This window comes from Halorussus salinisoli (assembly GCA_005239435.1).
GTDB classification, from domain to species: domain Archaea; phylum Halobacteriota; class Halobacteria; order Halobacteriales; family Haladaptataceae; genus Halorussus; species Halorussus salinisoli.
This window is the reverse complement of sequence record SZNP01000005.1, coordinates 348,827-374,739: the sequence shown is the minus strand read 5'-3', so window position 1 is coordinate 374,739 and position 25,913 is coordinate 348,827. Positions and strand designations below refer to the sequence as shown.

Below are 25,913 nucleotides of genomic sequence, written 5' to 3'. Positions count from 1 at the left end.
CCGCGATCGTGAGGGTCGAGAACGAGCCAGCTACTTCTCGAGCCCCGTCACGGTGTCTAACGTCTCTGCGCTCTGGAAACGGTCGAGTGGAAGCTAGCTACTTCTCGAGCCACGGAGTCTACCGCATAGCGCCGCGCCGCACCGCGGCGGCCTCACACCTCCCCAGCCCCCTGCGTTGCTCGCTCCGCTGCGCTACCCGTCCCTCGCGCGGTTGGCGCGACCACTTCGGGTCGCGCCAGCGCACGCCGGGACGGATTGGTTCAGATATTTCGGCGGAGAATGGCCCCGACGGTCGAAACGAGGGGAACGAGTCACCAGCCTCGGCAGTTCACATCGTCACGCCGAGATGGCGGTCCATCACCTCGCTGTTCTCGCGCAACTGATCGCTCGTGCCGTGATAGACGATTTCCCCGCGGTCCAGCACGTAGTGGCGGTCCGCGAGTTCGAGCGCGACCTGCACGTTCTGCTCGACCAGCAGGACCGAGATGCCCTCGGCATTCAGACTCGTCACGAGGTCCTCGACCTGCCGGACGACGAAGGGCGCGAGTCCCTCGGTGGGTTCGTCGAGCAGGAGCAGGTCGGCCCCCGCCACCAGCGCCCGCGCGATGGCGAGCATCTGCTGTTCGCCGCCCGAGAGCGCCGCGCCCTTGCGGTCGGGGTGGTCGCGCATGTTCTCGAACTCCGCCAGCACCTCCTCGGGGTCCCGTGGGTCTGCGGTCTCGCCGCCGCCCAACTGTCCCACTCGGAGGTTCTCCGCGACCGTCAGGCCGGGGAAGATGCGGCGCTCCTCCGGCACGAACGCCACGTTTCGCTGGACGGTCTTCTCGGCCGACAGGCCGGTCACGTCCTCGCCGTCGAAGGTGACGCTCCCCGCCGAGGGGACGACGTTGCCAACGATAGAGCGCAGCGTCGTCGTCTTGCCCGCGCCGTTGCGCCCGACCAGCGAGACCACCTCGCCTTCCTCGACGCAGAGCGAGACCCCGTGCAGGACCTCGGTCGCGCCGTACCCCGCCACGAGACCCGACACGTCGAGCAGTGGGTCCCCGCAGGCCCCCGAATCGAGGCGATTCGACTGCGTCGAACTCTCGCGGCTCACTCCCGGACACCTCCGAGGTAGGCCTGCTGCACCTCGTCGTCGTCGGCCACCGCCTCGGGCGTGCCGGTCGCCAGTATTTGGCCGCGATTCAGGACCGTCACGCGGTCCGAGACGTTCATCACGAGGTCGATGTCGTGTTCGATGAGTAGCATGGTTCGGTCGGCCAGCACCTCCTCGATGAGGGCTATGGTCCGGTGGGTCTCCTCGCTCCCCATCCCCGCAGTGGGTTCGTCGAGCAACACGAGGTCGGGGTCGGTCGCCAGCACGAGTCCGAGTTCGAGTCGCCGCCGGTCGCCGTGAGCCAGGTTGCGGGCGTACTCGTCGGCCCGGTCGGCGAGACCGATTTGGGCCAGCACCTCGTCGGTCCGGGACTCGACCTCCTCGAATCGCCCGGTCGGAGTGAACAGTTTCCGCTGAATCGGAAGCCTCCCCTCGCCCTCGGCGACCGACTGGGCCGAGAGTCTGACGTTCTCCCGGACCGACAGGCCGCCGAAGACGGTGCTTATCTGGAACGACCGGCCCATCCCGCGCCGGACGCGCTCGTGGGGAGCCATCCGAGTCACGTCCTCGCCGCGGAAGCGGACCGCCCCCGAGGTGGGCCGGAGCGCGCCCGTGATGCAGTTGAACAGCGTGGTCTTGCCCGCGCCGTTCGGCCCGATGACGCTCCGGAACTCGCCCTCGCGGACTTCGAGGTTCACGCCGTCCACGGCCACGAAGTCGCCGAACTGCTTGGTCAGGTCCTCGGTCCGGAGGAGCGCCTCGGTCGCGGCGTCGAAGTCGTCGGCGTGTGCGGTCGCCATCACTCGTTCACCTCCTGCTCGGCGAGGGGTTCGGTCTCTTCGCCGCGGTCGCCCCCGGCACCCGCCTTCGGTCCGCGCGCCGATTGCAGTCTGTCCGGGAGCGAAACCAGTCCTCGCGGGAGCAGGATGACGAACACGACGAAGATGGTGCCCAGCACCATCTGCCACTGGTCGGTGTACGACGACAGCACGTCCTCGAACCCGATGTAGACGCCCGCACCGACCATCGGGCCGTAGAGGGTTCCCATCCCGCCGAGGACCGTCATCACGATGACCTCGCCCGAGTTTATCCAGTGGAGTAGCGAGGGCGCGACGTAGGCGTTGTGGATGGCGAACAGGCCGCCTGCGAGGCCGGCGAGCGACCCGCTGACCACGAACGCCCGGCGCTTGTAGGCGGTCACGTCGTAGCCGACGAACTCGGTCCGGCGCTCGCTCTCGCGTATCGACTGGAGGACGCTCCCGAAGGGGGCCTGCATGATGCGACGGGCCAGTAGGTACGACCCGACGACCACTCCGAGCAGGAAGTAGTAGAACAGGGCGTCTTCGCTCACCAGCGGAATCGACTCCGCGATTTCGTCGAGTTCGAACGCGACGCTCCCGACTCCGTACAGCACGTCCGCGCCGAACAGGCCGTCGCTCCCGCCGGTCCAGTCGAACTTGAACACCGCGTTGTAGAACAACTGGGCGAACGCCAGCGTTATCATGGCGAAGTAGACTCCCGACACGCGTATCGAGAGGTAGCCGATGGCCCACGCGACGACGCCGCAGACGACCACCGCGACGGCGAGTGCCACGAACGCCGAGGGCGTGAGATGCAGGAGGGCCAGCATCGCGGCGTACGCGCCCGAACCGTAGAACAGCGCGTGACCCAGCGACACCAGTCCGGCGTAACCCATCACGAAGTCGAGGCTGAGCGCGAACAGCGCCCAGATGAGCACCTCCGAGAGTATCGTCAGGGCGTACTCGGAGTAGAACACCTCTACACCGAGGGGGACGAGCGCGAGCAGGCCGACGACTACTGCACCGATACCGAACCGCTGGCGGTCGGTCAGTAGTCCGCCGCGAGTCCCCGCGAGCAGTTCCTCCTCGGACTCGGCGGTCGTCTGCCACTCCGGACTGCCGAACAGCCCTTCGGGCTTGACGAGCAGGACCCCTATCATCAGTCCGTACACGATGAGTCCCTCCAGACTCTGGACGTACGTCCGGGCCAGCGTCTGGATGACGCCGATGCCCAGTCCCCCGACGACCGCGCCGCGGAAACTTCCGAGGCCGCCGATGACCACGACCACGAACGCCGGGATGATGATCTCGCTTCCCATGGTCGTGCTGACGTTCTGGTAGGCCCCGAGGACGACGCCCGCGACTGCTGCGAGGGCGGCCCCGACGCCGAAGACGAGGGTGTAGTATCGGTCGATGTCGATGCCGAGGTTCCGGACCATCTCGCGGTCCTGGGACCCGGCGCGCACGACGAGACCGAACCGGGTGTTGTTCAGCGCCCACCACGTCGCGAGCGACAGGACCGCTCCGAACGCGACGATGAAGTAGCCGTACAGCGAGTGTGTGACGCCCAGCACCGTGACCGGCCCGTCGAGGAGGGGTGGCGCGCTGAGCGGCTTGTCCTGTCTACCCCAGAGCAGGGTGATCACGTCGTTGAGTATCAACACCAGTCCGAAGGTCAGCAGGATGTGATACAGCGGATTCCGGTCGTAGATGGGTCTGAGCGTGAGTCGCTCGATGGCCGCACCGACCACGCCGACGAGCAGGGGTGCCACCACGAGAGCCACCCAGAACCCCGCGCCGCCGAGCGGTGCGGTGATGGCGAACGCCATGTACGCGCCGAGTGCGAACAGTTCGCCGTGCGCGAAGTTTATCACGTCCATCACGCCGAAGATGACCGACAGTCCCGCCGCTATCAGGACGTAGACCATCCCGATGGTCAGTCCGTTCAGCAGTTGCTCGGCGAACCCCGCGAACCTGACCATGTCAGAGGTCGCAGTTGGTCTCGTCGCAGGACGGGATGGCGTCCTGACCTTCGATCATCTCCCGCAGTTCCACCGTGGCGGCCTCCCCGGAGTCGGGTTCGACGTTCTCCCCGGCCCAGACCGGGTTCGTAGCCTGGTGGTCGCACTCCCGGAACTGGTTCGGGCCGAACAGGCTCGGCACTTCGAGGCCCGCCAGAACGTCTTTGACCTCCTCGGGGTCGTTGGTCCCCGCCTCCGAGATGCCGTGGGCGGTCATCCGGATGGAGTCGTAGGCGACCCGGGCGAAACTGTCCGGCGTCGAGTCGTAGGCTTGCTGGTAGGCACTCACGAAGTCATGATTGTCACCGGTGTCGACTTGGGCGTTGTACCGGACCCCGCCGTAGGTTCCGTAGGCCGCCGGGCCGAGCGCGTTCCTGACGACCTGGAACGTCATGGTCGGACTCACGATTTCCACGTCGTCTTTCAATCCCTGGTCGGCGGCCTGCGCGGTGAAGTTGATGAGGTCGCCGCCGGTCATTCCGACCACCACCACGTCGGCGTCGGAGTTGCTTATCTGACTGATGTACGACCCGAAGTTACTCGACCCGAGTTGCGACCGGGAGACGCCGACCTCCTCGAAGTCGTCGCTGGCCTCCGCCATTCGGGAACTCCACTCGCGGCGGACCGAGTTCCCGTAGGCGTAGTCGGCGATGTGGAACCAGACTTTGGTTCCGACGTTGTTCGCGGTCCACGGAGCGACCGCTTCTGCGATTTGGGCGGTGTGGGTCTCGGCTCGGAACACCCACTCGTTGCACTCCGCGCCCGTGATGTTCATCGCGGCCGCCCCTGGATTGTAGATGATCTCCTCGCTCTCGGCGAACGAGTTGAGCGCCAGCGCGGTCGAACTCGAAATCGCGCCCATGATGTACTGCGCGCCGTCCTGCTGGACGACCTTCTGTGCGCGCTGTCGGCCGGTCGAGGCGTCGGCCTCGGTGTCCTCGTAGACGGCGTCCATCTCGAAGCCGAACTCGTCGCTCTCGTTTACGTGTTGGACTGCGAGTTTCGCTCCCTGTCGCTGGCCCTCGGCGAGTCCGCCGTAGGGACCGGTCATCGGGTTGAGCATCCCGTACGTGACGGTGTCGATGCCCTGACCCCCGCCGAGTCCTGCGCCGCCGACGCACCCCGCTAGCGCACCCGTCCCGACGACGCCAGCGAGTCTGAGAACGTTCCGCCGCGAAGAGAGTCCGCCGGTCCGCAGTTCCGAATCCTCGCTCCTTTGAGGGTTGTTTGCGTGACCCCATGCCCGTATGCGGTATCCATAATGATAAATATCTTTGCGTGAGATTGGCAATCGTCCGATTTCGAAAGTAACTGAAACGAATCGCTGGCGCGCTACGGCGTGACCGCGACCACTCGATTACGCCGGTTCTCGACGCTCGACCGCGACGTCGGTCGAAGTTTGACAGCGCGTCACTCGAAGTGCGGGACCACTTCGTCGCCGAGTCGTTCGACGCACTCGACCATCCGGTCGGTGCCGATTCCGGGGTGGTAGGTCCGGAAGACGAAGTGAACGTCGTCACCGAGCGCCTCGCGGTACTCCTCTAACTGGTCGATTACCTGGTCTGGCGTGCCGAAGATGGCCTGCTCTTCGAGTTCCTGCTTGCGCTCGTCGTCGAGTTCCTCGACCGACTCGCCAGAGAAGATCTCCGCGTAGCGCCGCTGGATGTAGAAGTAGCCGTCCTTCATCTGTTCCCACGCCTCCTCCTTCGAGTCGCCGACGAAGCCGTGCTGGAGGACGTAAATCTGGAAGTCGTCGCCGTCGTCTGCGCTCAGTCCTTCCTCCTCGCGGACGTTCCGGATGTCCTCCACGCGCTTGCGGACGCCCCCCACCGAGAGCGCGGAGGGCGCGCACCACGCGTCCGCGACGCGGGCCGCCCGACGAACCGCTGGCTTGGCCGACCCGCCGTACATGACGGGAATCTCGCCGTCCGGCTTAGGGGTGACGCTCACGTCGGGCGAGACGTCGTGGAACTCGGCGTCGTAGTCGAGGGGCCCCTCGGACCACGCCGCCCGGAGCAGGTCGGTGGTGTCCTCCAATCGCACGACGCGCTCCTCGCGCGGTACGCCGAACTCCTCGAACTCGGTGGGGTTCGACCCGATGGCGAGACCGAGGGTGAGGCGACCGTCCGCGAGCAGGTCCACGGTCGCGGCGTCCTCGGCGAGGCGAACCCCGTCGTAGAGCGGTGCCAAGGCTATGCAGGTGCCGAGTTCGACGTTCTCGGTCTCGGCCGCCAACGCCCCGAGGGTGGGCATCGTCGCCGAGAGGTAGCCGTCCTCGGCGAAGTGATGCTCGGAGACCCACGCGCTGGCGAGGCCCGAATCGTCGATGGCCCGCCCGAGCGTCAGCATCTCGTCGTAGATCTCGCTCGTCGTCCGGTCGTCGTCGGGCCGCCGCTGGCAGGTGAACAGTCCCGTCCCGATTTCCATACTCTCACGGTCGGCCCCTGCCGCCTTAATGTTTTATAAGGGATACATTCGGCCACCACGAAAATTATGACGGACGAGCGAGGACTTCGAAACACGGTTGGAGGCCCCGGCGGTAGCGGTGGCGCGAGTAGACCCGAGGTCTCGGAGAACCCGACGGTGGCCTCGACGGCCCGAAGAGACGATTTTCGAAATCCTGAGATCCGCACGGGTGTTGGTCGGGATGCTAGTGGTGTCCTTCCTGCTGTTGTACTTCCTCGGGTAGCGTGCCGGGCCGATTTTTCGACGATAAACCCTCGTGCGAGCCTTTTTGACCGATGAGGAGACGAATCGGTCGCAGGACATGGCAGAATCGAATTCACCAGCGTCGGCGAGCGACGAGCGTCGGTCGAATCGGAACGGGGTCGAAATCGGTAGCGGTCAGCAAGTCCTGTTGACAGAGGCGCGCAAGACGGCTACCCAACAACTCACGCAAATCAACAAACTCGATGGCGAAGCGGTTCGGACGGTTCGGATAACGTTCGTCCTGTTCGGAGTACTCGTCGGCGGTGCGAAGCTGCTCCCCTCGACTGGCCTCGGTCTCCTCGGTGCGTTCGGGACGGTCTCGCTCGTCGTGTCGCTCGTCACATCGCTGTTCGTGTACGGGACTTCGAGGCTCTTCATCGGGTCCAGTCCAGACAAAATCCCGATCGACTACGAGCAGGAGACGAATGCCGAAACCGCGCACGTCGAAATCATCGGCCAGTACGAACGCGGCCTTCGAAGAAATCGACGCATCCTCTGGTCGAACGCATTCTTCCTCGATGTATCCCGCTTCCTACTGGCCTGCGCGGTCGTTCTGTTCGTTCTGGCCGTCACGTTCCACGTCGTCGCTCGGCCGATTCGGATTCACGCGCCGTACCAATCTTTATCACTCGTCCCGACGCAATTCTGAAATAACTATGGCTACAACAGATGACGACGAGCAGGGCATCGTCAGGGCGGAGTACATCTACACGGGCGGTTCGAAACGTCTCGCGGACCTCAAACTCCGCGTCGGGGAGTGGCTAGAGGAACGCCGTGGCTGGTGAAAAGTGACGAATTCTGTCTCAAACCAACAAAATTATTTCTCTACTAATCTATTTTGATTCTTTAACTCGCTACGTCTCGTCTTTCTGCACCGTCTCCTGTCCGATGAACCGCGGGCGCTCGTCGATTGCGAGGAAGTTGTTCACGTCTTCGCGGGCCTCCTTGGCTTTCCCCTTGTCGGGGTCGTAGTCGCGGGACCCTTCGCTTCCCAAGGCGTCGTAGAGTTTGTCCAGGTCCTCGAAGTAGAGCTCGGCGATACCGTCGAACTCGGCGTTCTCGGGGTCCGTGGGGAGGACCGTGGCGTACCGGACCACGCCGTCGATTTCGCGGGCGATGGGCGTATGGTTGTTCTGCCAGTAATCTACGAACTCCTCGTGGGTCATGTCGTCCTGCCGGACGAGGAACGCCGAGTGCTTGTAGAGTCCGTCGGTGTCGCCGTCCACCTCGTCCTTCTGGATGATCTCCTCGCCGATGAACCGCGGGCGCTCGTCGATTGCGAGGAAGTTGTCCACGTCCTCGCGGGCCTCCTTGGCCTTGCCCTTGTCGGGGTCGTAGTCACGGGACCCTTCGCTCCCCAGCGCGTCGTGGAGGTCGTCCAAATCCTCGAAGTAGAGTTCGGCGAGTCCGTCGAACTCGGCGTTCTCGGGGTCCGTGGGGAGGACGGTCTGGTACCGAGTGACACCCTCGATTTCGCGGGCGATGGGGGTGTGTTCGTTCTGCCAGTAGTCCACGAACTCCTCGTGGGTCATGTCGTCCTGACGAACCAGAAGGGCCACGTGCTTGTACATATTTAGCCGAACACGAGGGACGCTCATAAAACCATCCAGACGCGTCGCGGAGGTCGCCCTCCGGACTCGCAACGGTGCCGAAGCGGTCGCGCGACTCAGTGCCCGCCCGAGGCGAGATGCAAGCCGACGATGCCGACGACGATGACGCAGATGAACGCGATTCGCGTGAGGTCTGCGGGTTCGTCGAACAGAAAGATGCCCAACGTCGCGGTTCCGACCGCCCCGATGCCGGTCCAGACGGCGTAGGCGGTCCCCACGGGCAGGTCTTCGACCGCTTTGGCCAGTAGGACCATGCTGACGACGAGCGCGAGGACGGTGGCGGCGGTCGGAACCGGCTTCGAGAGACCGTCGGAGTACTCTAATCCGATGGCCCACGCGACTTCGAACAAACCCGCGACGAGGAGGACGTACCACGACATTCGTTCGCCGGTAGCCTACTCACGGGGCTATATCTTCCGTTCCGGGACGGTCGCTCGGGACGCTGACGTCGCGCTCTTTCACCTACTTTCATTACCGCCCTCGGAGTACTCGCGCCTATGGGCTTCTATCAGCGCGATTTCATGGAAGGCACCCGCGGCACGATGGGCGTCGATTGGGAGGAGCGAATCGACTTCCAGCGGATGCGCGAACAGCGCAAGGAGCGCGCCCTGGAACGTATGCAGGAGGAAGAACTCGGCAGTATGCTCCTCATCGACGACCCCAACGTCCGGTACGTCACCGGACTCGCCATGACCGGGGGAAGCGGGGCCGACCACTACACTCTCCTGACCGAGGACGGCGACGTGGTCCACTGGGACACCGCCGACCACGCGAGCAACCAGCGATTCAACTGCCCGTGGCTCGACGACATCCGGTACGCCGCGCCGGGTCTCGGTAACGTCCCGCGTGCGTCCGGGCGCGACTCCGCCCGCAGTTGGCTCAAGGGCAAGATGGCCGACCTCGTGGTCGAGGCGATGGACGAGTACGGCGTGAAGAAAGAGCCGATGGGCATCGACGTGGGGAATCAGGCCCTCGTCTCCGAGTTCGAGGACCGCGGAGTGGACGTCCGGCCCGGCGAGTGCGCGCAGGTGATGGAGGACGCCCGGAAGGTCAAGACCCGCGACGAAATCGAGTGTCTGCGGATGGTCGCCGCGCTCTGCGAGGCCGGATTCCAGCGAATCACGGAGACGGCCAAGCCCGGCATGCGCGAGTCGGAGGTCTGGGGGGAGGCCACCAAGGAACTCTGGCGTCTCGGCGCGATGGTGCAGGGCGGGTACGTCACCTCGGGACCGAACACGTGGCCCAAGCATCAGGCCAACACGACCGACCGCGTGATTCGGCCGGGCGACCTCGTCTACGCCGACTTCTACAACATCGGCTTCATGGGCTATCGCTCGTGTTACTACCGGACCTTCAGCGTGGGTGAACCCACGCAGGCCCAGAAGGAGGCCTACGAGAAGGCCCGTGACGACCTCTACGACGTACTCTCCCGCATCGAACCGGGAGCCACGACCGACGAAATTTGCAAGGGCTTCCCCGACAAGGAGGGCGAGCACATGGACTGGTACGACGCCGACGACTACTGGGAGATGACCACTAACCACTGGGCACACGGCCTCGGCCTCCAACTCTACGAGGTCCCGCTCATCTGGCGCGGCCTCTCGCCCGACCACCCCATCGAAATCGAGGAGGGGATGACGATGGCCGTCGAGACGATGCAACCCGCCGACCGGCAGGGCGTCCGGGTCGAGGAGATGGTGGTCGTCCGCGAGAACGGCGTCGAGATTCTGAGCCAGTGGCCCGTCGAGGAGATAACGACCATCGACCACTGAGCGGACGACCGTCTGACGCTTCGGCTGGTTCGACTGCTTCTCGCCTTTCGGCTGGTTCCCGTGTTTCAGCGGCTTCCGATGGTTCGACTGTTTCGACTGGAGGTGACCGAACCGTCCCGTGCTACGACTGGTCGACTTCCGTAATCGCGTCGTCTTTCACGTTCGGTGCGCCGACGACCAACAGTCGGCCGTCCTCCAGCGCTTCGAACTGCCGCCACGTCTCGGGCGGTATCACGACCACCTCGTCGCTCTCGAGTTCGAAGGTCTCTCGCTCCTCGTCCTCCCCTTCGACGGTCACGAGAAACTCGCCCGCCAGCACGTAGTATAGCTCCTCCTGCTCTTCCTGGCGATGCCAGTCGTTCGTCTCGCCCGCCTCGAACTCCCAGACGCTCGGGCGCATCTCCGACGGTCGAAGCTGATACCCCACCGCCTTCAGGCCGGGTTCGATGTCGTCCACGTCCCGGGTATCGAGGTCCGAGAGACTGGTCGTTTCGTACATGGTCGGGAGTTCGACGCGGAGCGGGAAAAGAACGGGGGCGTAACGGAGGCCAGCGCCGTGGGGACCGGGCAGTCGCTCAGAACTCCCCGGCGACGATGTTCGAGACTTCACTGCGGTCGAACAGTTTGCCGGAGAACGTGTCGGGGTAGAGGAGCGTGGCGAATCGCTCGGTCAGGAAGAGGTTCTGGACGGGACCCTGATAGATGGGGCCGCCGCGGTACACGTCGTCGTTCTCCACGGCGGTGAGTTGGCTGGCGACGTTGTGGTCCTCCATGAACGCCACCACGGTGTTCCGGAACTCCTCGCGGGTCTTGGTCTCGTGACCCCGGACGAACAGCGCGTCTGGGTCGACTTCGAGCAGGGTCTCGTAGTCTATCTTCCCGCGGTTGGACTCGCTCAGACCCTTCACGTCGGTGCCTTCGAGGGCGTCCGAGACGCCGAGGTCGTGGAACTGTTTCTTGTTCGAGCCCTTCCCGTTGATTCGGTACGGCGAGAACTTCTCGGGTTCGTCGCTCGCGGCGAAACAGAGCAGGCCGTTCGGCCGGTCTTTCTCCGCCGGGAGTTTCTCCCGTACGTCGTCGAGATACGAGTCGTGGAACGATTTGAAGGCCTCGTACTGGTCTTCTTTCCGGAACACCTCAGCGACCTTCTCGAAGGCCTCGTACATCGTGTAGTAACGGTAGTCGTGCCAATCGTCGGTTCGACGGAAGATGGTGTTGCCGACGAACGGCCCGACCTGCTGGGTTATCTGTTCTACGTCCTCGCGTTCGAGACCGAAGAAGGAGTTGCTGACCAGCCACTCCGGGTCGGTGAGGTGAACGTCGTTGTCGAGTTCGTAGTAGATCTCCTTGTCGATGCCGCTGTCTCCCACGAGTTCGACGACGTTCTCCTTGTCCAGCGATACGCCGTCCAGTTCGTCGTAGTAGGAGGTGTAGAACCGCGACTTCGACCCGACCGCCGAGAGGCCGTCCGCCTGTCCGAGCGCGACGCCCATGTCGGCGTAGCCGGGGAAGTACGACTCCCACGTTTCGGGAACCTGTTCGAAGGTCACGTCGCCGACGGGAACCATCGAGACGGTGTACGAACCGCTTTCGTTCGCCTCCTCGGTCGTCGTTCCGTCGTCCTCGGTCGTGGTAGCTTCGGTCGAAGTCGCCTCGGTGGTCGTCTCCGCGTCTCCCTCGCTCGAACCGCCGGTACAGCCAGCGACCGCGAGTCCGGTCGCTACGCCCAGACTGCTCTTGATGAAGCGACGCCGCGTCCCGTCAGTAGGTTCTGCCATGTGTTTTAGGCCAGCCTAAGAATACAAAGGCGCTTCGATTTAGGATGGCCTAAAACCTGGGGCTGCTGTCGATTCGCTCGCGAACTACTCGTCCGAGAGCGCCCGCTTCGGCCGGATTCGGAGCTCGGGCGACCGCGTGACCGCGGCGTCGACGCCGAACACGTCCGCGAGCAGTTGCTCGGTCACGACCTCACCGGGTGGACCCCAATCGTAGATCTCGCCGTCGTCCATGGCGACGAGGTAGTCGGCGAACCGGACCGCCTGCGAGAGGTCGTGGAGGACCACCGCCACGGTGACGCCCTCCTCCTCGTTGAGGCGCCTGACCGTCTCCAGTACCCGAAGTTGGTGGTGGAGGTCGAGGAAGGTCGTCGGTTCGTCGAGCAACAGCACGTCGGTCTCCTGAGCCAGCACCATCGCTATCCACACCAACTGCTTCTGGCCGCCGCTCAGTGCGCCGACCTCCCTGTCTCGGAGGTCGGCCACGCCAGCGAGGTCGATGGCGCGCTCGACTGCCTCTCGGTCCTCCTGAGTCACGGTGTCGAAGAACCCACGGTGCGGGTATCGGCCGTGGGACACCAGTTCCTCGACCGTGATGCTCCCCGGCGAGTCGTTCTCCTGGGAGAGATGACCGAGTTCGCGCGCGAGTTCCTTCCCGTCGTACTCCTCGACGTTCCGACCGTTCAGCGCGACGACGCCGCGTTCGGGTTCGAGGTGGTTCGAGAGGGCCTTCAGGAGGGTACTCTTTCCGCTCCCGTTCGGTCCGACGAGGGCGGTGATTTCGCCTTCCGGCACGTCGAGACGGGCGCAATCTACCACCGGTTCCTCGGTCGTCGGGTAGCCGACTTCGAGGTCCTCGGCGAGGAGCGCGCTCTCGACTTCGATTTCCCGACTCATACTTCACCCATGTCCTGTTGTTTCCGCATCAGATAGAGGAAGTACGGCCCGCCGACCAACCCGGTCACGACGCCGACCGGAATCTGGGTCGGAGCGAGCGCCAGCCGTGCGCCCACGTCCGCGACGACCACGAGCGCGGGACCGGCGAAGACGCACCCCACCATCAGGCGCTTGTAGTCGCTTCCGACGAGGGTCCTGACCATGTGGGGGACGACCAGTCCGACGAAACTCACGATGCCGGCGACCGAGATGGCCGCGCTGGCCGCGAGGACCGCCACGCCCGCAAGTGCGAACCGGACTTTCTCGACCGACATGCCGAGCGACTTCGCGGTGCGCTCGCCGAGCAGGAGGACGTTCAACTGCCTCGCGCTCGCGAGCGCGAGGGCGACCGAGAACGCGGTCCACGGGAGCGCGATTCTTACCTGCTCCCAGTCGACGCCCGTGAGCGACCCGGTCGTCCACGCGATGGCCGACTGGACTACCCCGAGGTCGTCGGCCAGATAGAACAGTCCTCGCTGGAGCGACCAGAAGACGGTACTGACGATGACGCCCGCGAGGACAAGTCGGACCGGACTCGTCCCGCCCTTCCACGCGATGAGGTAGACGAGCAGGAAGGCCGTCGCGCCGCCGAGCGAGGCCAGAATCGGGAGGAACGGCGCGAGCCCAGAGAACACGACGAGCGTGAGCAGGACCGCGAGACCGGCCCCGGAACTCACTCCGAGGACGTACGGACTGGCGAGTTCGTTTCGAGTCACGGCCTGAAAGATGGCTCCCGACACCGCCAGATTCGTCCCGACGAGCGCGGCCACTATCACCCGCGGAAGTCGGATATTCCAGACGATGAGACTCTGTTTGCTCATCTCGGGCAGTTCGCCGCCGAGCAGGTACGCCTGCCAGACCCGGGGGTCGAAGAGGACGGCCGGGTCGGACACCGCGTGCCACGCCTCGACCAGCGTCATCGAGTACGTCCCGAAACTCACCTGCACCAGTCCCGCCACGACGACCACGGCGACGCTCCCGAGGACGACCGTAGCGAGCGACCCGTCTATCCACCCGAATCGGCCTGATTCGGCCGGTGTCCGTCCCCTCGTGCGATTGTCGCTCGCCATTCTATAGTTTAGGTTTGCCTAAATCCATACAAAGGGGTTTCGATACCGTCACGGACGGACCCCGCTCGCACCCGAAATTCTGCCGACACGACAGGGACAAAAATATATCCCAGTTGACCACAACAGTCCGATATGGCCGACCTGTTGCCCTCCAGCCCCGACCCTTCGGCCGGAGACGGGGGTGAACCCAAGGTCATCGGCGTGGACAGCGACGACGCCGACGACCTACTCGCCGCCCTCCAGTCCGAGACTGCCCGCGACATCCTCGGGATGCTGTACGACGACCCCGCGACGCCCTCCGCGCTCGCCGACGACGTGGACACCTCCATCCAGAACGTCCGGTATCACCTCGAAAAACTGAGCGACGCCGACCTCGTGGAAGTCGCCGACACCGTCTACTCCGAGAAGGGCCGCGAGATGGAGGTGTACGCGCCCGCCGCGAAACCGCTGGTCGTCTTCGCCGGGAGCGACGACGACGCTCCGGGCGTCGAGTCCGCGCTCTCCCGTCTCCTCGGCGCGCTCGGGATTCTGGGTCTGTCGAGTCTCGTCGTACAGCGACTCTTCGGCGGTCGAACCCCGGGAGGTGGCGTCGTCGATACCGACCTGTCGTGGGACGGCGGTGGCGGCGGTGATTCCTTGGCCGCGACGACCACGGCGGAAAACGCGAGTGCATCAGGCGCGAACGCCGGGGACACGGCCGAAACCGCGTCCGACCAGAAGGTCACTACGGGCGAAGCCGAGACGGCCGCCGACGCCGGAACGTCGACCGCGGCCGAATCGACTCGGACTGCCGCGGAATCGACTCAGACCGCCGCGGAAGCGACTCGTACCGCCACAGAAGCGACCCAGACCGCGGCGGAACCGACGCGAACGGCGGCCGAAACGACCCGGTTCGTCACCGAGGAGGCCGCACGTTCTACGACCACCGTCGCCGAGTCGGCCGGGGTCGCGACCAGCGGTCTCCCGCCGGGACTGGTCTTCTTCGCTGGCGGGGTGGTCGTCCTGCTCGCGCTCGGGGCCGCGTGGTACCTGCGCACGAGGTGAGACGGGTCCGTAGCCCCAGGTTCGAATTCTCCGATCCTACGGCTAAATTTTCGAATCGTTTCCCGAACGTGTGGAAAAACGGTGGGTCTTTTATACGATGCTGCGATATATACGAGTATGGAACAACTGCTCGAGAGTCGGGAGACCGGCACTGACGACGTAGACCTTTCCCGCGCGGCGGACGACTTCGACTCGCTGCTGTTTTGTGGCCGATGTGGCGAGCGATTTCAGGCCTCGGAGGCTACCGACGACGGGTGGTACTACCGATGTCCGAACGACGACTGCGACGCGGAGGGGATTCACGAGGACCTCTATCCGGTGAAGGACGTGCTTCCGTCGACACACTGAGTTTCGATCTACCACACCGCGACGGCCCTGACGGGTGACCCGTCCGCCGCCAGCGCGAGCGGATAGGCCCGGAGTTCGAACTGCGCTGGCAGGTCTCCGAGAGCCGTCAGGTTTTCCAGAACGAACAGACCGCTCCCGAGCAGTTCGTGATGGGCGGGCACTCCGTCGGGTTCCGATTCCGTTTTCGAGTCGTCTTCCGTTTTCACGCCTCTTTCCGCTTCGGTTTCCGCGCCGGTCGCGCTCGGCGACGGGTCCGGATTCAGCGCGTCGATTCCGACGTGATAGCCGCTCTCGGCGCACTTCCGGGCGGTCTCCGGAGCGAGATAGGGATGGTCGTAGTAGCGGTCGGTGCCCCAGTGGTCGTCCCAACCGGTCCGGAAGATCAGCATCTCCGCGTCCGCGTCGTCCGGCACCGCCTCCGGGCCGATGGAGTCGCGCGCGCCCGACTCCGAGCAGTCAACGAGGCGCGCGTCGAACGCGAACTGCCCCACGTCGAACTCGTCCAGACTCTTTCCGTCCGGTTCGGTGTGACTCGGGGCGTCGAGGTGGGTCCCCGAGTGAGTGCCGAGTCGGAGTTCGGTCACGCGATAGCCGTCCGTCTCGTGGGTCGCCGCGGGGGTCGTCTCGACTTCCGGGTCGCCCGGATAGACGGTAGCGGCGTCGTCCAGGGATTGAGAGAGGTCGCGGGTAGGCACGGGATGGCGTTGTCGCTCGGTGGCTAACGGTGTTCGGGTTTCGGTCACTTCTCGGGTCGGACTTTCCAGCACGCGGTAGCCCGACGGTCGAAAGTGTGAACGTAGGCACCGAATGACACGGCACGCCTTTATACCACCTGTACCCTACCCCTCGAATACATGATGGCGACTACCCACGCCCTGTTCGGTGTCGTCCTCGCCAGCGCCGCGATGGGCGTCGCCCCCGAGTTCGCGCCCGTCGCGCTCGTCGCTGGCGTCGTCGGGAGCGTCTTCCCCGACCTCGACCTCTACGCGGGCCATCGTCGGACGCTCCACTACCCGGTGTACTACGCCGTCGCTGCGCTTCCGGCGATCGGTCTCGCAGTCGTGGCTCCCGGCGTAGCGACGGTCGCGCTCGCGGTCTTCCTCGCCGGAGCCGCGGCCCACTCGCTGATGGACGTGTTCGGCGGCGGTCTCGAACTCAAGCCGTGGCAGGCCCAGTCCGAGCGAGCGGTGTACGACCACTACCGCGGGCGGTGGGTCGCCCCGCGGCGCTGGATTCGCTACGACGGCGCGCCCGAGGACCTGCTCGTCGCGGTGGTCTTCGGTGCCCCGGCGTTCGTGGCCTTCGACGGCCCGGTCCGGACGTTCGTCGGCGCGGTCCTGCTGGTCTCGGCGGGGTACGCGATCGCCCGCAAGCACCTCGCGGCACTGGTCGAGCGCCTCGTTCCGCTCGCTCCGTCCGCGGTGCATCCGCACCTCCCCGAGCGATTCCGCGACGGGAGCGACCCGACGCCGCGGGTCGAGACCGGCGACTGACTCGGACGACTGGCTTCCGAGCGTCGGACTCTCGGCGACGACCCCCGTTTCTATCGACCTCCGACCAATCGCGAGTTTCGTGACTGGCGACGAACCACGGCTTTCGCGTCCGTAATCGACCGCGCGTTTCGTGAATCGTCACCGACCACGGGCCGCGACCGCGTTTGCGCGAGCGCAAACGCGGTCGGGTACGGGGCGCGGTTGACGTGCGGTCGCGCGCAGTACTGTTGCTGTGCGGTCGCTGGCGGTACGGTTGCTGTGCGGTCGCTGGCGGTACGGTCGCAGTACTGTGCGGTCTGGTCTACTCGAACTGTACTCGAATCCGCGAGACAACTGAATAATTCTTTCAGAAAGTAAAGTTTGGTATAAAGGTAGGAATACGGTATTCTAACACCTACATATCGTTCTCTACCGCTTCCCGATACTGTTCCCGCGAGACGGTGTAGCGGTGGAGGTCCCGAACCTCGTCGTCCGACGGCACGAAGTTGCGAAGCACGCCGTCGTGTTGGCCTCCGAACCGCTCGACGTACTTCTCGATGGCACGTCGGGAGCGCTCGTTGCCGTCCTGATGCGACGCGCCGACGAGTTCGAGGTCGAGTCGGTCGAACGCCAGTTCCAGCATCGCCGCCGCGCGCTCGCCGGAGTAGCCCCGGCCCCAGAAGGGCTTGCGGAGCCAGATGCCTAGTTCGGCCGAGTGACGCTCCCAATCGAAGTGGAGGTTGGTCGTGCCCGCGAGTTTACGCTGGCCGTCGGACTCCCCCGTCTCGCCGCTGGACTCCCCTGCCTGCGGAAAGATAGCGTAGGTGGCCTGCCCGCGGTCGTCCCACTGGTCCTCGACGTCGGTGAGGTAGTCGTGGGTGTCCTTCGGCGTCTCGTGGGGGTCCCACATGACGTACTCGCTGACCTCGCTCATATGAGGTGCCCCGGCGCGCATGTGTTGGTAGAGTTCCGCCGTCGGTACGTTCTCCCGGCAGAGACGCACGAACCGCAGGCGCTCGGTCTCGATTTCGTCGGGAAACACGGGCCAAGTACGTCGGCTGGAGGCATGTGTGCTTCGGCCCGCGACAGAATCGACTGTTCGATGGTCGAATCGGAGTACTCGAACCGCCGGAAGCCAGTTTGGGGGTAGTGATGATGGGATACCAGCCCAGGACGCCAGACACTGACTATCAATCAGGTTGGCGTTCGTACTTCACTCTCGGCGGTTATCAATCTACGTGTTCGTACGATACTCTCCATCTCTGTCGTCTACAGAACGGGAACGTACGACCGCGAGCGACCACTTTCAGTTTCACCGCGCTTGGCTCATCGCTTTAGGGCTCTCGGTCCAGCACTCTCACATGGCCAGTTCAGCCACGCCCGCGGGAGACACCGACCTCTTCGACCGACTCTGCGAGGCCATCGCCCGCGAACGAGGCGGTGTCGACGTGTACGTGAAGGCCGCCCACCTGCTGCGCCGGAACAACGGAGCCTACTCGCTCGTCGGACTGGAAGACGGCGGCGAGCGCGTGGTCTACCACTACGAAGGCGTGTTCGCGTCGGTGATGCCGTTCGACGCCGAGGGGGTCCGCCAGGACGAGGCCGAGACGCTGGCGCGCAACTACGACGTGCGCGAGGGGTTGGAAACCGTCGAGTACGCGTGGGTCCACCCGGAGTACCGCGACCTGCTGAAGTGAACTCGGACGGTCGTCTCTCGGCAGACCACTGTCGGCGCGTTCCGCCACAAACCACCGTCGGGGAGTGAAAGGGGCCGCGAGCGCGGGGTTTCTGAAGCGAACGAGTTCCGACTCTGTCACCGGTTCTCGCGTCTATCGTGACCAACTGGTCTCGATTTCGGCGTACCCCACTCTTTTCCGTCAGTCTCGACAATGGTTGACCATGGGGAGCGACACCTACCTCTGCCCCGACTGCGGTTGGACCGGGAACGAATCGAAACTCGACCAGAGTGGCGACGGCCACTCGTGTCCCCTCTGTCGCGCCAGCATCCGCGTCTAAGCGTAGGTCGGCCGGCGCTCGCGCCGAGGCATTTTTCGGTGTGTCACACCAACCGTTTCGACCCGTCGCCGTCCCAAATCATATACACTAAGACCCTTCCAACTAACCCTCCCCACTAATGAAACTCCAGAACTCCTTCATCGCGGCACGTGGGGTGGGCGAGAAGACCGAACGCAAACTCTGGCAACGGGGCGTCACGCACTGGGACGACTTCGAGGACGACCTGCTCGGCCCGAAGACCGGCCAGAACGTCCGAGAGTTCATCGACGCCGCCCGAGAGCGACTCGACGCTGGCGACGCCACCTTTTTCGGCGAGAACCTCCCGAGCGGGAGCCTCTGGCGGGCTTACGACAACTTCGCCGAGGACGTCTGTTTCTTCGACATCGAGACCACCGGCCTCGACAGCGCGCGCCACGACGTGACCACGGTCAGCCTCCACCGCGGCGGCGACACCCGGACCTACGTGCAGGGGAAGGACCTCTCGACCGACGCCCTCCGCGAGGAGTTCGCCGAGTCGAGCATGCTGGTCTCGTTCAACGGCAAGCGGTTCGACCAACCGTTCTTGGAGGACAGTTTCGACCTCGACGTGACCACGCCGCATCTCGACCTGATGTACACCTGCAAGCAGGTCGGCCTCTCGGGCGGCCTGAAGAACGTCGAGAAAGAGGTCGGCATCGACCGCGCGGACGACGACGTGGACGGCCGCGAGGCGGTCCGACTCTGGCACCGCTACGACCGCGACGAGGACGACGCTGCGCTGGAACGTCTGGTAAAGTACAACCGCGAGGACACCGAGAACCTGCGAAATCTACTCGAACACGTCCACGGGACCCTGCGGTCCGAGGTGTTCGAGCAGTACGTTTAGTCGGTACGACGAGCAGTACGAACCACTTCGACCTCGTCGTCGTCCAGTCCGTACAACCGGTAGACGATTTCGTCGATGGCTTCTTCCAGCGTAGCGATTCTCTCATCGAGGTAGTTCGCCCGCGTGCGAACCTCCCGATACCGCTCCACCTCGTCGGCGACCGTCTCGGGGTCGGGCAGGGCCAGTGCCCGCAGGCGGTCCATCGGCGAGTTCGTCTTGGTCGCGTACCTCCTGAACCCGGCGAACCCCTCGGCACGCTCTACTGCGGCCGGAACCCACGTTTCGACCAGCGCTCGCTCGGTCTCTCGGAGGTCCCGAAATCGCAGTGCCGGAATGGGGTCGGTCTCGGCGTACCCCCACTCGTCGGTCTCGCGATCGTCTCGCCCGTCGTCGTCGGGTTTGTAGCGCGCAGTCGTCGTCAAGACGAGGTTCCGGTTTTCGCTATCGTCGCTATCACTACTGTCACCACCATCGTCCTCTCGCCGGACCTGCACGTTGCCGATTCGGAGGCCTTCGCGGTCGGTCGTCGTCTCGGCAAGTATCGAGTCGCCGACGCCCGACGCGGGGACGCCGGCCTCGCCGAGTGCGAGTCCCGACTCCTTTGTTACTTGCTCTGCGATGTCACCCAGATAGTCCAGTACGTCGAGACGTAGTGCTGCGCGCTCGTCTCGGATCTCCCGAAGGCGTCGAGTCAGGGCCGCCACAATTTCTTCGGGGTCCGTGGACGTTTCGAGTGCGTTTTCGGAGTGCTCGGGCACGCCTTCGACCCCGGCGTGCGCGGCGATTTCGGCGACCTCGCTAGCTTCGATCGGGGCGCCGTCGGGGTCGGGCACCGGAATCCGCTCGGCGAACATCGGCTTGAACCGGAGGTAGTCGCCACTGACGTGGGTGCCGCCGTACACCTGTCGAAAGTAGGTCGCTACGAACGCGGAGTTGAACACCCCGAGCAGGTACCGGAGCGAGAGGTCCGAATCCTCGCGGAGTTCGACGCTGTAGAGGGTGTTGAGCGCGTAGTGATCCTCGTCGTCGTACACTGCGACGGGCCGGTCGCTGATGTCTCGGACGAGCAGTTTCTCGCCCTCGAAGCAGTCGGGACGCCGGAGGTCGGCGTAGTCGCCGTTCTGTCGCTCGACAAGCGACTCGTCGTAGCGAATCCACCTCCCGTCCCAGTCGAGGTGATACCTCTCGACCGACGTTCCATCCACGATTTTTCGGCACGGAGCGTCTTCGGCCGCCGCGTCGGGGTCGTCGGTCAGCAGTTCTTCGCGGACGTTGCCCGTGTGGACGCCCTCGGTCAGGGTCGCGTGGTCGGCCAGTCTATCGCATCTGGCCAGCACGTCGGACGCCACGTCGGCGAACTCGGGGTCCAGGTCGAGGGGGACGACTCGGCCGCCGAGGCGGTCCACGAGCGACCGGGAGACGGCCGTGGTCCGGGCGGCGTTCAGCGCGCGCTCGTCGTCGGGGTGGCGGACCAGTATCTCGCGATCGAAGTCGTCCGATCGCTCCTCCCCCAAGGTGACGACTACGGGATAGACGTTGGCGTCGGGGAACACGTCGAGGTTCGAGACGTCCAGTACCTCGCGGAGGCCCCAATCGTCCAGCAGTGAGTTCCGGAGTTCCCGGCCGTAATCGGTCGTCGTCCACTTGTTCGGGACGACCAGCGAGACCCGGCGTCCGAGGTCGACCGCGAGTTCCACGAAGGGGACGTAGAGGTCGTAGGAACCCTGCGCGGTCCGGAACTCCTCTCGGTAGTACTCCTTGCGGTCGTCGGACAGGTTTCGACTCCGGACGTAGGGCGGGTTGCCGATCACGGCGTCGAACTTCGCCTCCGTCCCGGTCTTCGGCGGGGCTTCCTCGTCGACGAACACCTCTGGAAAGGCGAGTTTCCAGTGGAAGAACTCGCGGTCGTCGGCCATCCGTTGGGCCTCCTCGAACCACGACTCCTCGGCGACCTCTGCCCACGCCCTCGCGTCGTCCAACGCTCGGCCCATTCGTTCGTAGGCCCCCGAGGGCACGTCGAGTCCGAATCGCTCGGCGGTGTGGACGTTCGCCATCGCGGTGAGTTGCCGCCCGAGGTCGTCACGCTGGAGCTCGGCGTACTTTCGCTTCATCTCCTTCACGTCGGCGAGTGTCTCGCTCTCCGAGACGGCGAACTCCCGCTGGGCGTCCATCAAGTCGCCGATAGCGTCGGTTCGGTTCGGGCCGAACTCGGTCAGCGCGGCGTTCGAGCCGGTACCGAAGGTCGACTCCTCGATCTCGGTCACGTCGGTTCCGGCCAGCGAGTCGCCCTGCACGAGTCGGTGGTCGAGGAACGCGAGCGGTTGCTCGGCCGCCAGCGTCCGGAGCCACAGCGACATCTTCGCCAGTTCGACCGCCATCCCGTTCTGGTCCACGCCGTAGATGCACTGCTTGGCGACCTGCCTGCGCGCCCGGTGGACGTCGCGGACGTCGCCGACACTTTCGGCGTTCGTACGCTCGGCCCCCTCTCGGTCGGCCCCTTCTCGGTCGTCGCGTTCGACCTGCACCTGCTGGGCCTCGACGACGGCCCGCGCGAGGTACTCGACGGTCTCGACGAGGAAGTGGCCGCTCCCCATCGCGGGGTCGAGGACGGCGAGGTCGAAGACGCGCTCGGCGAACGCCTCGGCGTAGTCGGGGTCGGCCGGGTCGAGGTCAGCCCGAATCTCGTCCAGCAGAGGTTCGAGCGTGCGCCCGACCACGTACTCCACGACGAACTCGGGCGTGTAGTACGACCCCGTGGTCTTGCGCTTGCCGGTCTCGGTCGTGAGGTACGCGTCGCCGGGTTCGACTCGCGCGACGGTCTCCGCGGGGTCGGCCGCGTCGGCGGAAACCCACTCCTGCTCGCCGTCCTCTCGCACCGCGGCCACCGGAGCGTCCGCGATTTCGAGTTCGTACTCCAGCAGGCCCTCGTAGATGCTCCCGAGGTGGCGCACGTCGAGCGACGAGTAGTCCACGAACACCCAGCCCTCGTCCTCGCGGGCCGAGTCCCGGCGAGTGAGCAGTTCGACCACTCGTGCGAGGTACGCGTCTCCGACCGCGTGCGAGTCGAGGAACGCGCCGATTTCCCCCGAATCCGCGCCGCTCTCGAACAGTCCGCCGTCGTACGCCGGAACGTAGAAGTCGTCCGCGGGGATTCCCTGCGCTCGGCTCCCCCGATTCACGAGCGCGAACAGGTCGTCCAGTCGGTCCCAGAGGGTGGTCTGCCACGACCGATAGACGGGGTTCGGACTGTCGAGTTCCGCCGCGACTCGACGCTTGAGCGCGTTCAGGCTGTACCGCCTGCGGTAGACCTCGTTGTCTGTGTCGAGCAGGTTCCGGCCGTCGCTCTCGGCGTACAGCACGAAGATGAGTCGGTAGAGGTAGGTCAGCGACGCCTCGTACACCGTTTCGAGGTCGCACGCGAGGGAGTCACGCCCGGGTTCGGCCGCGCTATTTTCTCCGCGGTGTTCCGCGCTGTCTTCTCCGCGGTCTCCCGCGCTGTCCTTCCTTGCGCTCTCCACGAACCCCTGTGCGAGCAGCGAGAGCGCCTCGTAGACGTTCTCCCGGAGGTCCTCGCTCAACTCCTCGGCGAAGACGTTGCTCTTTCGGTGGACGCGTTCGACGAACGGGCGGTCGGTGTCGAGACGGCTTGCGGACACTGCCTCGACGTTCCGACCGGCCGTTTCGCCGACGAACGCCTCCCGGCGGAAGAACAGATAGAAGTACTTGAACTCCTCCGGTTCGTCGGTCGCCAGCAGTTTCGGAAGGTCGATTTCGTAGTAGGAGTCGAATCGGTGGCCGGTCGGCCCGTAGTAGAGCCGCCACTTCTGGCCGTTCGTGAGGATGCCCCGGTCGAGTCCCGTCGCGTCGATGTAGGCGTGAATCCGATAGCTCGGGTCGGCGAAGTCGCGGTCGCTCCCGCCGTCGAGCGACTGGCCCCACCGCTTGACCTCGGCGACGGCGAGCGCGTTCGCGTGGAACGACCGGCCGTCGCGTCGCCGCTGGAAGGCGTCCTCGCGGGCGCGTTCGCTCCCGAAGAGGGTGTAGTCGGGGCGGAGCGGCCCGCCGCGAACCGGTTGCCCGACTGCGGTCTTCAGGCCGAGCGTCTCGAACACCGGGCCGACGAGGGTCTCGCGCAGTTGGCGCTCGCCGTATTCGGCCGCTAGGCCCGACTCCTGCCGGTAGCGGTCCCGAATTTCCTCGTGGGCCGCCCGAACCTCGGCTTCGTCGGCGACGTTCCAGTCGTCGGTCTCGGGGAGATGCTCGTCTAGATAGTAGTTCGAGAAGAGGTCCCGGTTTTTGCGGTAGTTCAGCGTCGTCCACATAGGTTCTCACGCGTCATCTCGGAAGTTCTCCTAGCCCCGAATCGTCTAACAAAAATGCGTTGTCACTTCCGCCCCGTAGTTACGAGAACCGACCAGAAGAGTACTCTGGCTAGCTTCGTAATCTCGGAAGGTCACCGCGACGGTCCGAGCGCCCGGCGGTCGTTCGGAGGCTTCGCCGAGAATCAGACAGTCGTTTGTTACCATCTACATCATTTCCCAAAACCACATTTTTATTTGTTATCGCAATATATAACTTTACCTCCGGTCGTACGCGATGCACGCCTTCCTCGTTCGTGGGACCGTTCGAGGTAGTCGGCCAAAAGGCAACTTTGGTCCGCCGAGCAGTCGGTCGCATCGCTCCCGACGACTACGCGCCAGCGCGCTCCGGGCCGAATGGTCACTGAAATTGGACTAGACCGATTTACCGTTGGTTTCGAGAGGTTGGTCGGACTCGGCAGGACTGCAAACCGCGGTTCTGAAGCGTGGACTGTGGCCTGTCTTCCCCGTCGAACCTGTCAACCATGTTGCGCGGTTTCAGTAAAGACTAAATACGCATTCGTTGCCAAACCTGTAGTGCCTCGAAAACGCCGCCTTCGCGCAGTTTTTATCGTCCTGCTCGCAGTTATGGCGCTCACCGTCGGGTCCGGATACGCGATAAGTTCGGCCGACGGAACCGTCGAGGATCACCTCGACGGTAGTGGTCCCACCGATCCCGGAGCGCAGGTCGTACCGCCGAACGACGGAGTCACGGTCGTCGCGACCGACTCGAACTCGTGGCTCGGAGACCGCGGCGAAGGGCCGCGCGCGCGGGCCGAACTCGTCGCGTTCGCACAGAACGGGTCGATGCTCTACTACAACGATTCGCACACTCGCTACTGGGACGTGGACCCGGTGGCGGGCACCGAAGCCACCGTCGAGTACGGCTACGCCGACCATCTCACCGCGTCGGAGTGTCCCGACGACTGGAACGTCTCGCAGTACGCCGTGGACCGCGAGACGTGGAACGAGTACCTCGACCACCAGCAGGACGTTGGTGCGTGTACCAGGAACGGCTTCGAACGAGTGAACCTCACGACCGGCGAGGTCACGCCGGTCTGGTCGCAGGTGACGCCCGGCAAGTCGGGCACGCGCTACCACGACGTGGACCGCATCAACGACACGCACCTGCTGGTCGCCGACATCTATCTCGACAGGGTGTTCGTCGTGAACGCCGAGACCGGCCGCATCGGGTGGCGGTGGAACGCCTCCGACGCCTTCTCGCCCGCCGATTCGGGAGGTCCCTACCCCGAAGACTGGTCGCACATCAACGACGTGGAGCGACTCCCCGACGGCCGAATCATGGTGAGCAGTCGGAACCACGACCGCGTCCTCTTCCTGAACCGGAGCGGCGGCCTGATGGAGGACTGGACTCTCGGCGCTGAGGACGACTACGACACGCTCTACGAACAGCACAACCCGGACTACATTCCGGAATCCGAGGGCGGCCCCGCGGTCATCGTCGGCGACTCGGAGAACAACCGCGTCATCGAGTATCAGCGCGAGGACGGCGAGTGGGTCCAATCGTGGACGTGGCGCGACGCCCGGATGCAGTGGCCCCGGGACGCCGACCGCTTGCCCAACGGCAACACCCTCATCACCGACTCCAACGGCAACCGAGTCTTCGAGGTGAACGAGCAGGGTGAAACCGTCTGGAGCGCCGACCTGGCGTTCCCGTACGAGTCCGAGCGCCTCGGCACGGGCGACGAGAGCGCCGGCGGGGAGAGCGCCGAACGCGGAGCAATCGAGTCCCGGACGCCGCCGCTTGACGAACAGTTCTGGATATTTCTGAAGAACCTGATTCCGGGCAAGTACCTCAACGGTCTCATGTACGTCACGCCGGCGTGGATGGGCTTCCCGGCGCTGTTCGCGTCGGTTCTCGGGGTGCTCGTCGCCGTGATATGGCTCGCCTTCGAGTCCTACTGGGCCGTCGCGCCCCGCTTCAGGTCGTCGCAGGCGGGGTCGGAACTCGACGACCACCGGGTCGAGGACGACTGACGGACCTCGGACCGACGCTTTCG

The 25,913-nt window shown here is 64.9% G+C and carries 23 protein-coding genes; 9 read left to right on the top strand and 14 right to left on the bottom strand.

Annotated elements, in window-relative coordinates; translation table 11 throughout:
* Window positions 1–328 precede the first annotated feature (328 nt).
* The 5 genes from E2484_RS16495 to E2484_RS16475 form a co-directional block, all read right to left on the bottom strand.
* Complete coding sequence (locus E2484_RS16495) at window positions 329–1,096, bottom strand: ABC transporter ATP-binding protein (protein ID WP_321112685.1); 768 nt, start codon at window positions 1,094–1,096, stop codon at window positions 329–331.
* Window positions 1,093–1,896: an ABC transporter ATP-binding protein gene (locus E2484_RS16490; protein ID WP_137286274.1), complete on the bottom strand. Its 804-nt coding sequence runs from the start codon at window positions 1,894–1,896 to the stop codon at window positions 1,093–1,095. Before E2484_RS16490 ends, E2484_RS16495 begins: the two co-directional genes overlap by 4 nt.
* Window positions 1,896–3,878, bottom strand: a complete 1,983-nt coding sequence (locus E2484_RS16485; RefSeq protein WP_137286273.1) for an ABC transporter permease — start codon at window positions 3,876–3,878, stop codon at window positions 1,896–1,898. Before E2484_RS16485 ends, E2484_RS16490 begins: the two co-directional genes overlap by 1 nt.
* A gap of 1 nt (window position 3,879) precedes the next feature.
* A complete protein-coding gene (locus E2484_RS16480; protein ID WP_170977398.1) occupies window positions 3,880–5,115 on the bottom strand; it encodes an ABC transporter substrate-binding protein in 1,236 nt (411 codons plus the stop codon).
* Window positions 5,116–5,327: 212 nt separating this feature from the next.
* The gene (locus tag E2484_RS16475; RefSeq protein WP_137286272.1) at window positions 5,328–6,344 is read right to left on the bottom strand and encodes an LLM class flavin-dependent oxidoreductase; all 1,017 of its coding nucleotides are present in this window, start codon (window positions 6,342–6,344) and stop codon (window positions 5,328–5,330) included.
* A 340-nt stretch (window positions 6,345–6,684) separates the two neighbouring features.
* Here E2484_RS16475 and E2484_RS16470 point away from each other — a divergent pair, with 340 nt between their 5' ends.
* Complete coding sequence (locus E2484_RS16470; protein ID WP_137286271.1) at window positions 6,685–7,275, top strand: hypothetical protein; 591 nt, start codon at window positions 6,685–6,687, stop codon at window positions 7,273–7,275.
* Window positions 7,276–7,282: 7 nt separating this feature from the next.
* Window positions 7,283–7,411 (top strand): hypothetical protein, encoded by a 129-nt coding sequence (locus E2484_RS25725; RefSeq protein ID WP_321112683.1) that lies wholly within the window; start codon window positions 7,283–7,285, stop codon window positions 7,409–7,411.
* A 69-nt stretch (window positions 7,412–7,480) separates the two neighbouring features.
* On the opposite strand, the gene E2484_RS16465 is transcribed toward E2484_RS25725, so the two are convergent.
* Window positions 7,481–8,197 carry an EthD domain-containing protein gene (locus E2484_RS16465; RefSeq protein ID WP_137286270.1) on the bottom strand — a complete coding sequence of 239 codons (717 nt, stop codon included), beginning with the start codon at window positions 8,195–8,197 and terminating at the stop codon, window positions 7,481–7,483.
* 95 nt (window positions 8,198–8,292) lie between these two features.
* On the bottom strand, window positions 8,293–8,616 hold the full coding sequence (gene sugE / locus E2484_RS16460) for a quaternary ammonium compound efflux SMR transporter SugE (protein WP_137286269.1): 324 nt from the start codon (window positions 8,614–8,616) through the stop codon (window positions 8,293–8,295).
* 117 nt (window positions 8,617–8,733) lie between these two features.
* Here sugE and E2484_RS16455 point away from each other — a divergent pair, with 117 nt between their 5' ends.
* A complete protein-coding gene (locus E2484_RS16455; protein ID WP_137286268.1) occupies window positions 8,734–10,008 on the top strand; it encodes a M24 family metallopeptidase in 1,275 nt (424 codons plus the stop codon).
* A 121-nt stretch (window positions 10,009–10,129) separates the two neighbouring features.
* Here the strand turns inward: E2484_RS16455 and E2484_RS16450 are convergent, their stop codons facing one another.
* From E2484_RS16450 to E2484_RS16435, 4 genes are all read right to left on the bottom strand, one after another.
* Complete coding sequence (locus E2484_RS16450) at window positions 10,130–10,507, bottom strand: cupin domain-containing protein (protein WP_137286267.1); 378 nt, start codon at window positions 10,505–10,507, stop codon at window positions 10,130–10,132.
* A gap of 76 nt (window positions 10,508–10,583) precedes the next feature.
* Complete coding sequence (locus E2484_RS16445; RefSeq protein WP_137286266.1) at window positions 10,584–11,786, bottom strand: ABC transporter substrate-binding protein; 1,203 nt, start codon at window positions 11,784–11,786, stop codon at window positions 10,584–10,586.
* An 84-nt stretch (window positions 11,787–11,870) separates the two neighbouring features.
* A complete protein-coding gene (locus E2484_RS16440; RefSeq protein ID WP_137286265.1) occupies window positions 11,871–12,680 on the bottom strand; it encodes an ABC transporter ATP-binding protein in 810 nt (269 codons plus the stop codon).
* Window positions 12,677–13,789 carry a FecCD family ABC transporter permease gene (locus E2484_RS16435; protein WP_137286264.1) on the bottom strand — a complete coding sequence of 371 codons (1,113 nt, stop codon included), beginning with the start codon at window positions 13,787–13,789 and terminating at the stop codon, window positions 12,677–12,679. Before E2484_RS16435 ends, E2484_RS16440 begins: the two co-directional genes overlap by 4 nt.
* A 132-nt stretch (window positions 13,790–13,921) precedes the next feature.
* On the opposite strand from E2484_RS16435, the gene E2484_RS16430 reads away from it, so the two are divergent.
* Entirely contained in the window at window positions 13,922–14,833 is a 912-nt protein-coding gene (locus E2484_RS16430) for an ArsR/SmtB family transcription factor (protein ID WP_137286263.1), read from the top strand.
* 117 nt (window positions 14,834–14,950) lie between these two features.
* Window positions 14,951–15,181, top strand: a complete 231-nt coding sequence (locus E2484_RS16425; protein WP_137286262.1) for a recombinase zinc ribbon domain-containing protein — start codon at window positions 14,951–14,953, stop codon at window positions 15,179–15,181.
* A gap of 8 nt (window positions 15,182–15,189) precedes the next feature.
* Here E2484_RS16425 and E2484_RS16420 read toward each other — a convergent pair whose 3' ends face one another.
* Window positions 15,190–15,876, bottom strand: a complete 687-nt coding sequence (locus E2484_RS16420; protein WP_137286261.1) for a cyclase family protein — start codon at window positions 15,874–15,876, stop codon at window positions 15,190–15,192.
* 159 nt (window positions 15,877–16,035) lie between these two features.
* Between E2484_RS16420 and E2484_RS16415 the strand changes: the two genes are divergently transcribed.
* Window positions 16,036–16,674, top strand: a complete 639-nt coding sequence (locus E2484_RS16415) for a metal-dependent hydrolase (RefSeq protein ID WP_137286260.1) — start codon at window positions 16,036–16,038, stop codon at window positions 16,672–16,674.
* A 394-nt stretch (window positions 16,675–17,068) separates the two neighbouring features.
* On the opposite strand, the gene E2484_RS16410 is transcribed toward E2484_RS16415, so the two are convergent.
* Complete coding sequence (locus E2484_RS16410; protein WP_137286259.1) at window positions 17,069–17,695, bottom strand: GNAT family N-acetyltransferase; 627 nt, start codon at window positions 17,693–17,695, stop codon at window positions 17,069–17,071.
* 319 nt (window positions 17,696–18,014) lie between these two features.
* Between E2484_RS16410 and E2484_RS16405 the strand changes: the two genes are divergently transcribed.
* Together E2484_RS16405 and E2484_RS16400 are read left to right on the top strand one after the other, a co-directional pair.
* Window positions 18,015–18,350, top strand: coding sequence for a hypothetical protein (locus E2484_RS16405; RefSeq protein WP_137286258.1), 336 nt, complete (start codon window positions 18,015–18,017; stop codon window positions 18,348–18,350).
* Window positions 18,351–18,787: 437 nt separating this feature from the next.
* Complete coding sequence (locus E2484_RS16400; protein WP_137286257.1) at window positions 18,788–19,534, top strand: ribonuclease H-like domain-containing protein; 747 nt, start codon at window positions 18,788–18,790, stop codon at window positions 19,532–19,534.
* On the opposite strand, the gene E2484_RS16395 is transcribed toward E2484_RS16400, so the two are convergent.
* The gene (locus tag E2484_RS16395; RefSeq protein WP_137286256.1) at window positions 19,531–23,856 is read right to left on the bottom strand and encodes an Eco57I restriction-modification methylase domain-containing protein; all 4,326 of its coding nucleotides are present in this window, start codon (window positions 23,854–23,856) and stop codon (window positions 19,531–19,533) included. The two genes, E2484_RS16400 and E2484_RS16395, sit on opposite strands and share 4 nt — an antisense overlap.
* Window positions 23,857–24,429: 573 nt before the next feature.
* On the opposite strand from E2484_RS16395, the gene E2484_RS16390 reads away from it, so the two are divergent.
* Window positions 24,430–25,890, top strand: a complete 1,461-nt coding sequence (locus tag E2484_RS16390) for an arylsulfotransferase family protein (RefSeq protein ID WP_321112682.1) — start codon at window positions 24,430–24,432, stop codon at window positions 25,888–25,890.
* Window positions 25,891–25,913 lie beyond the last annotated feature (23 nt).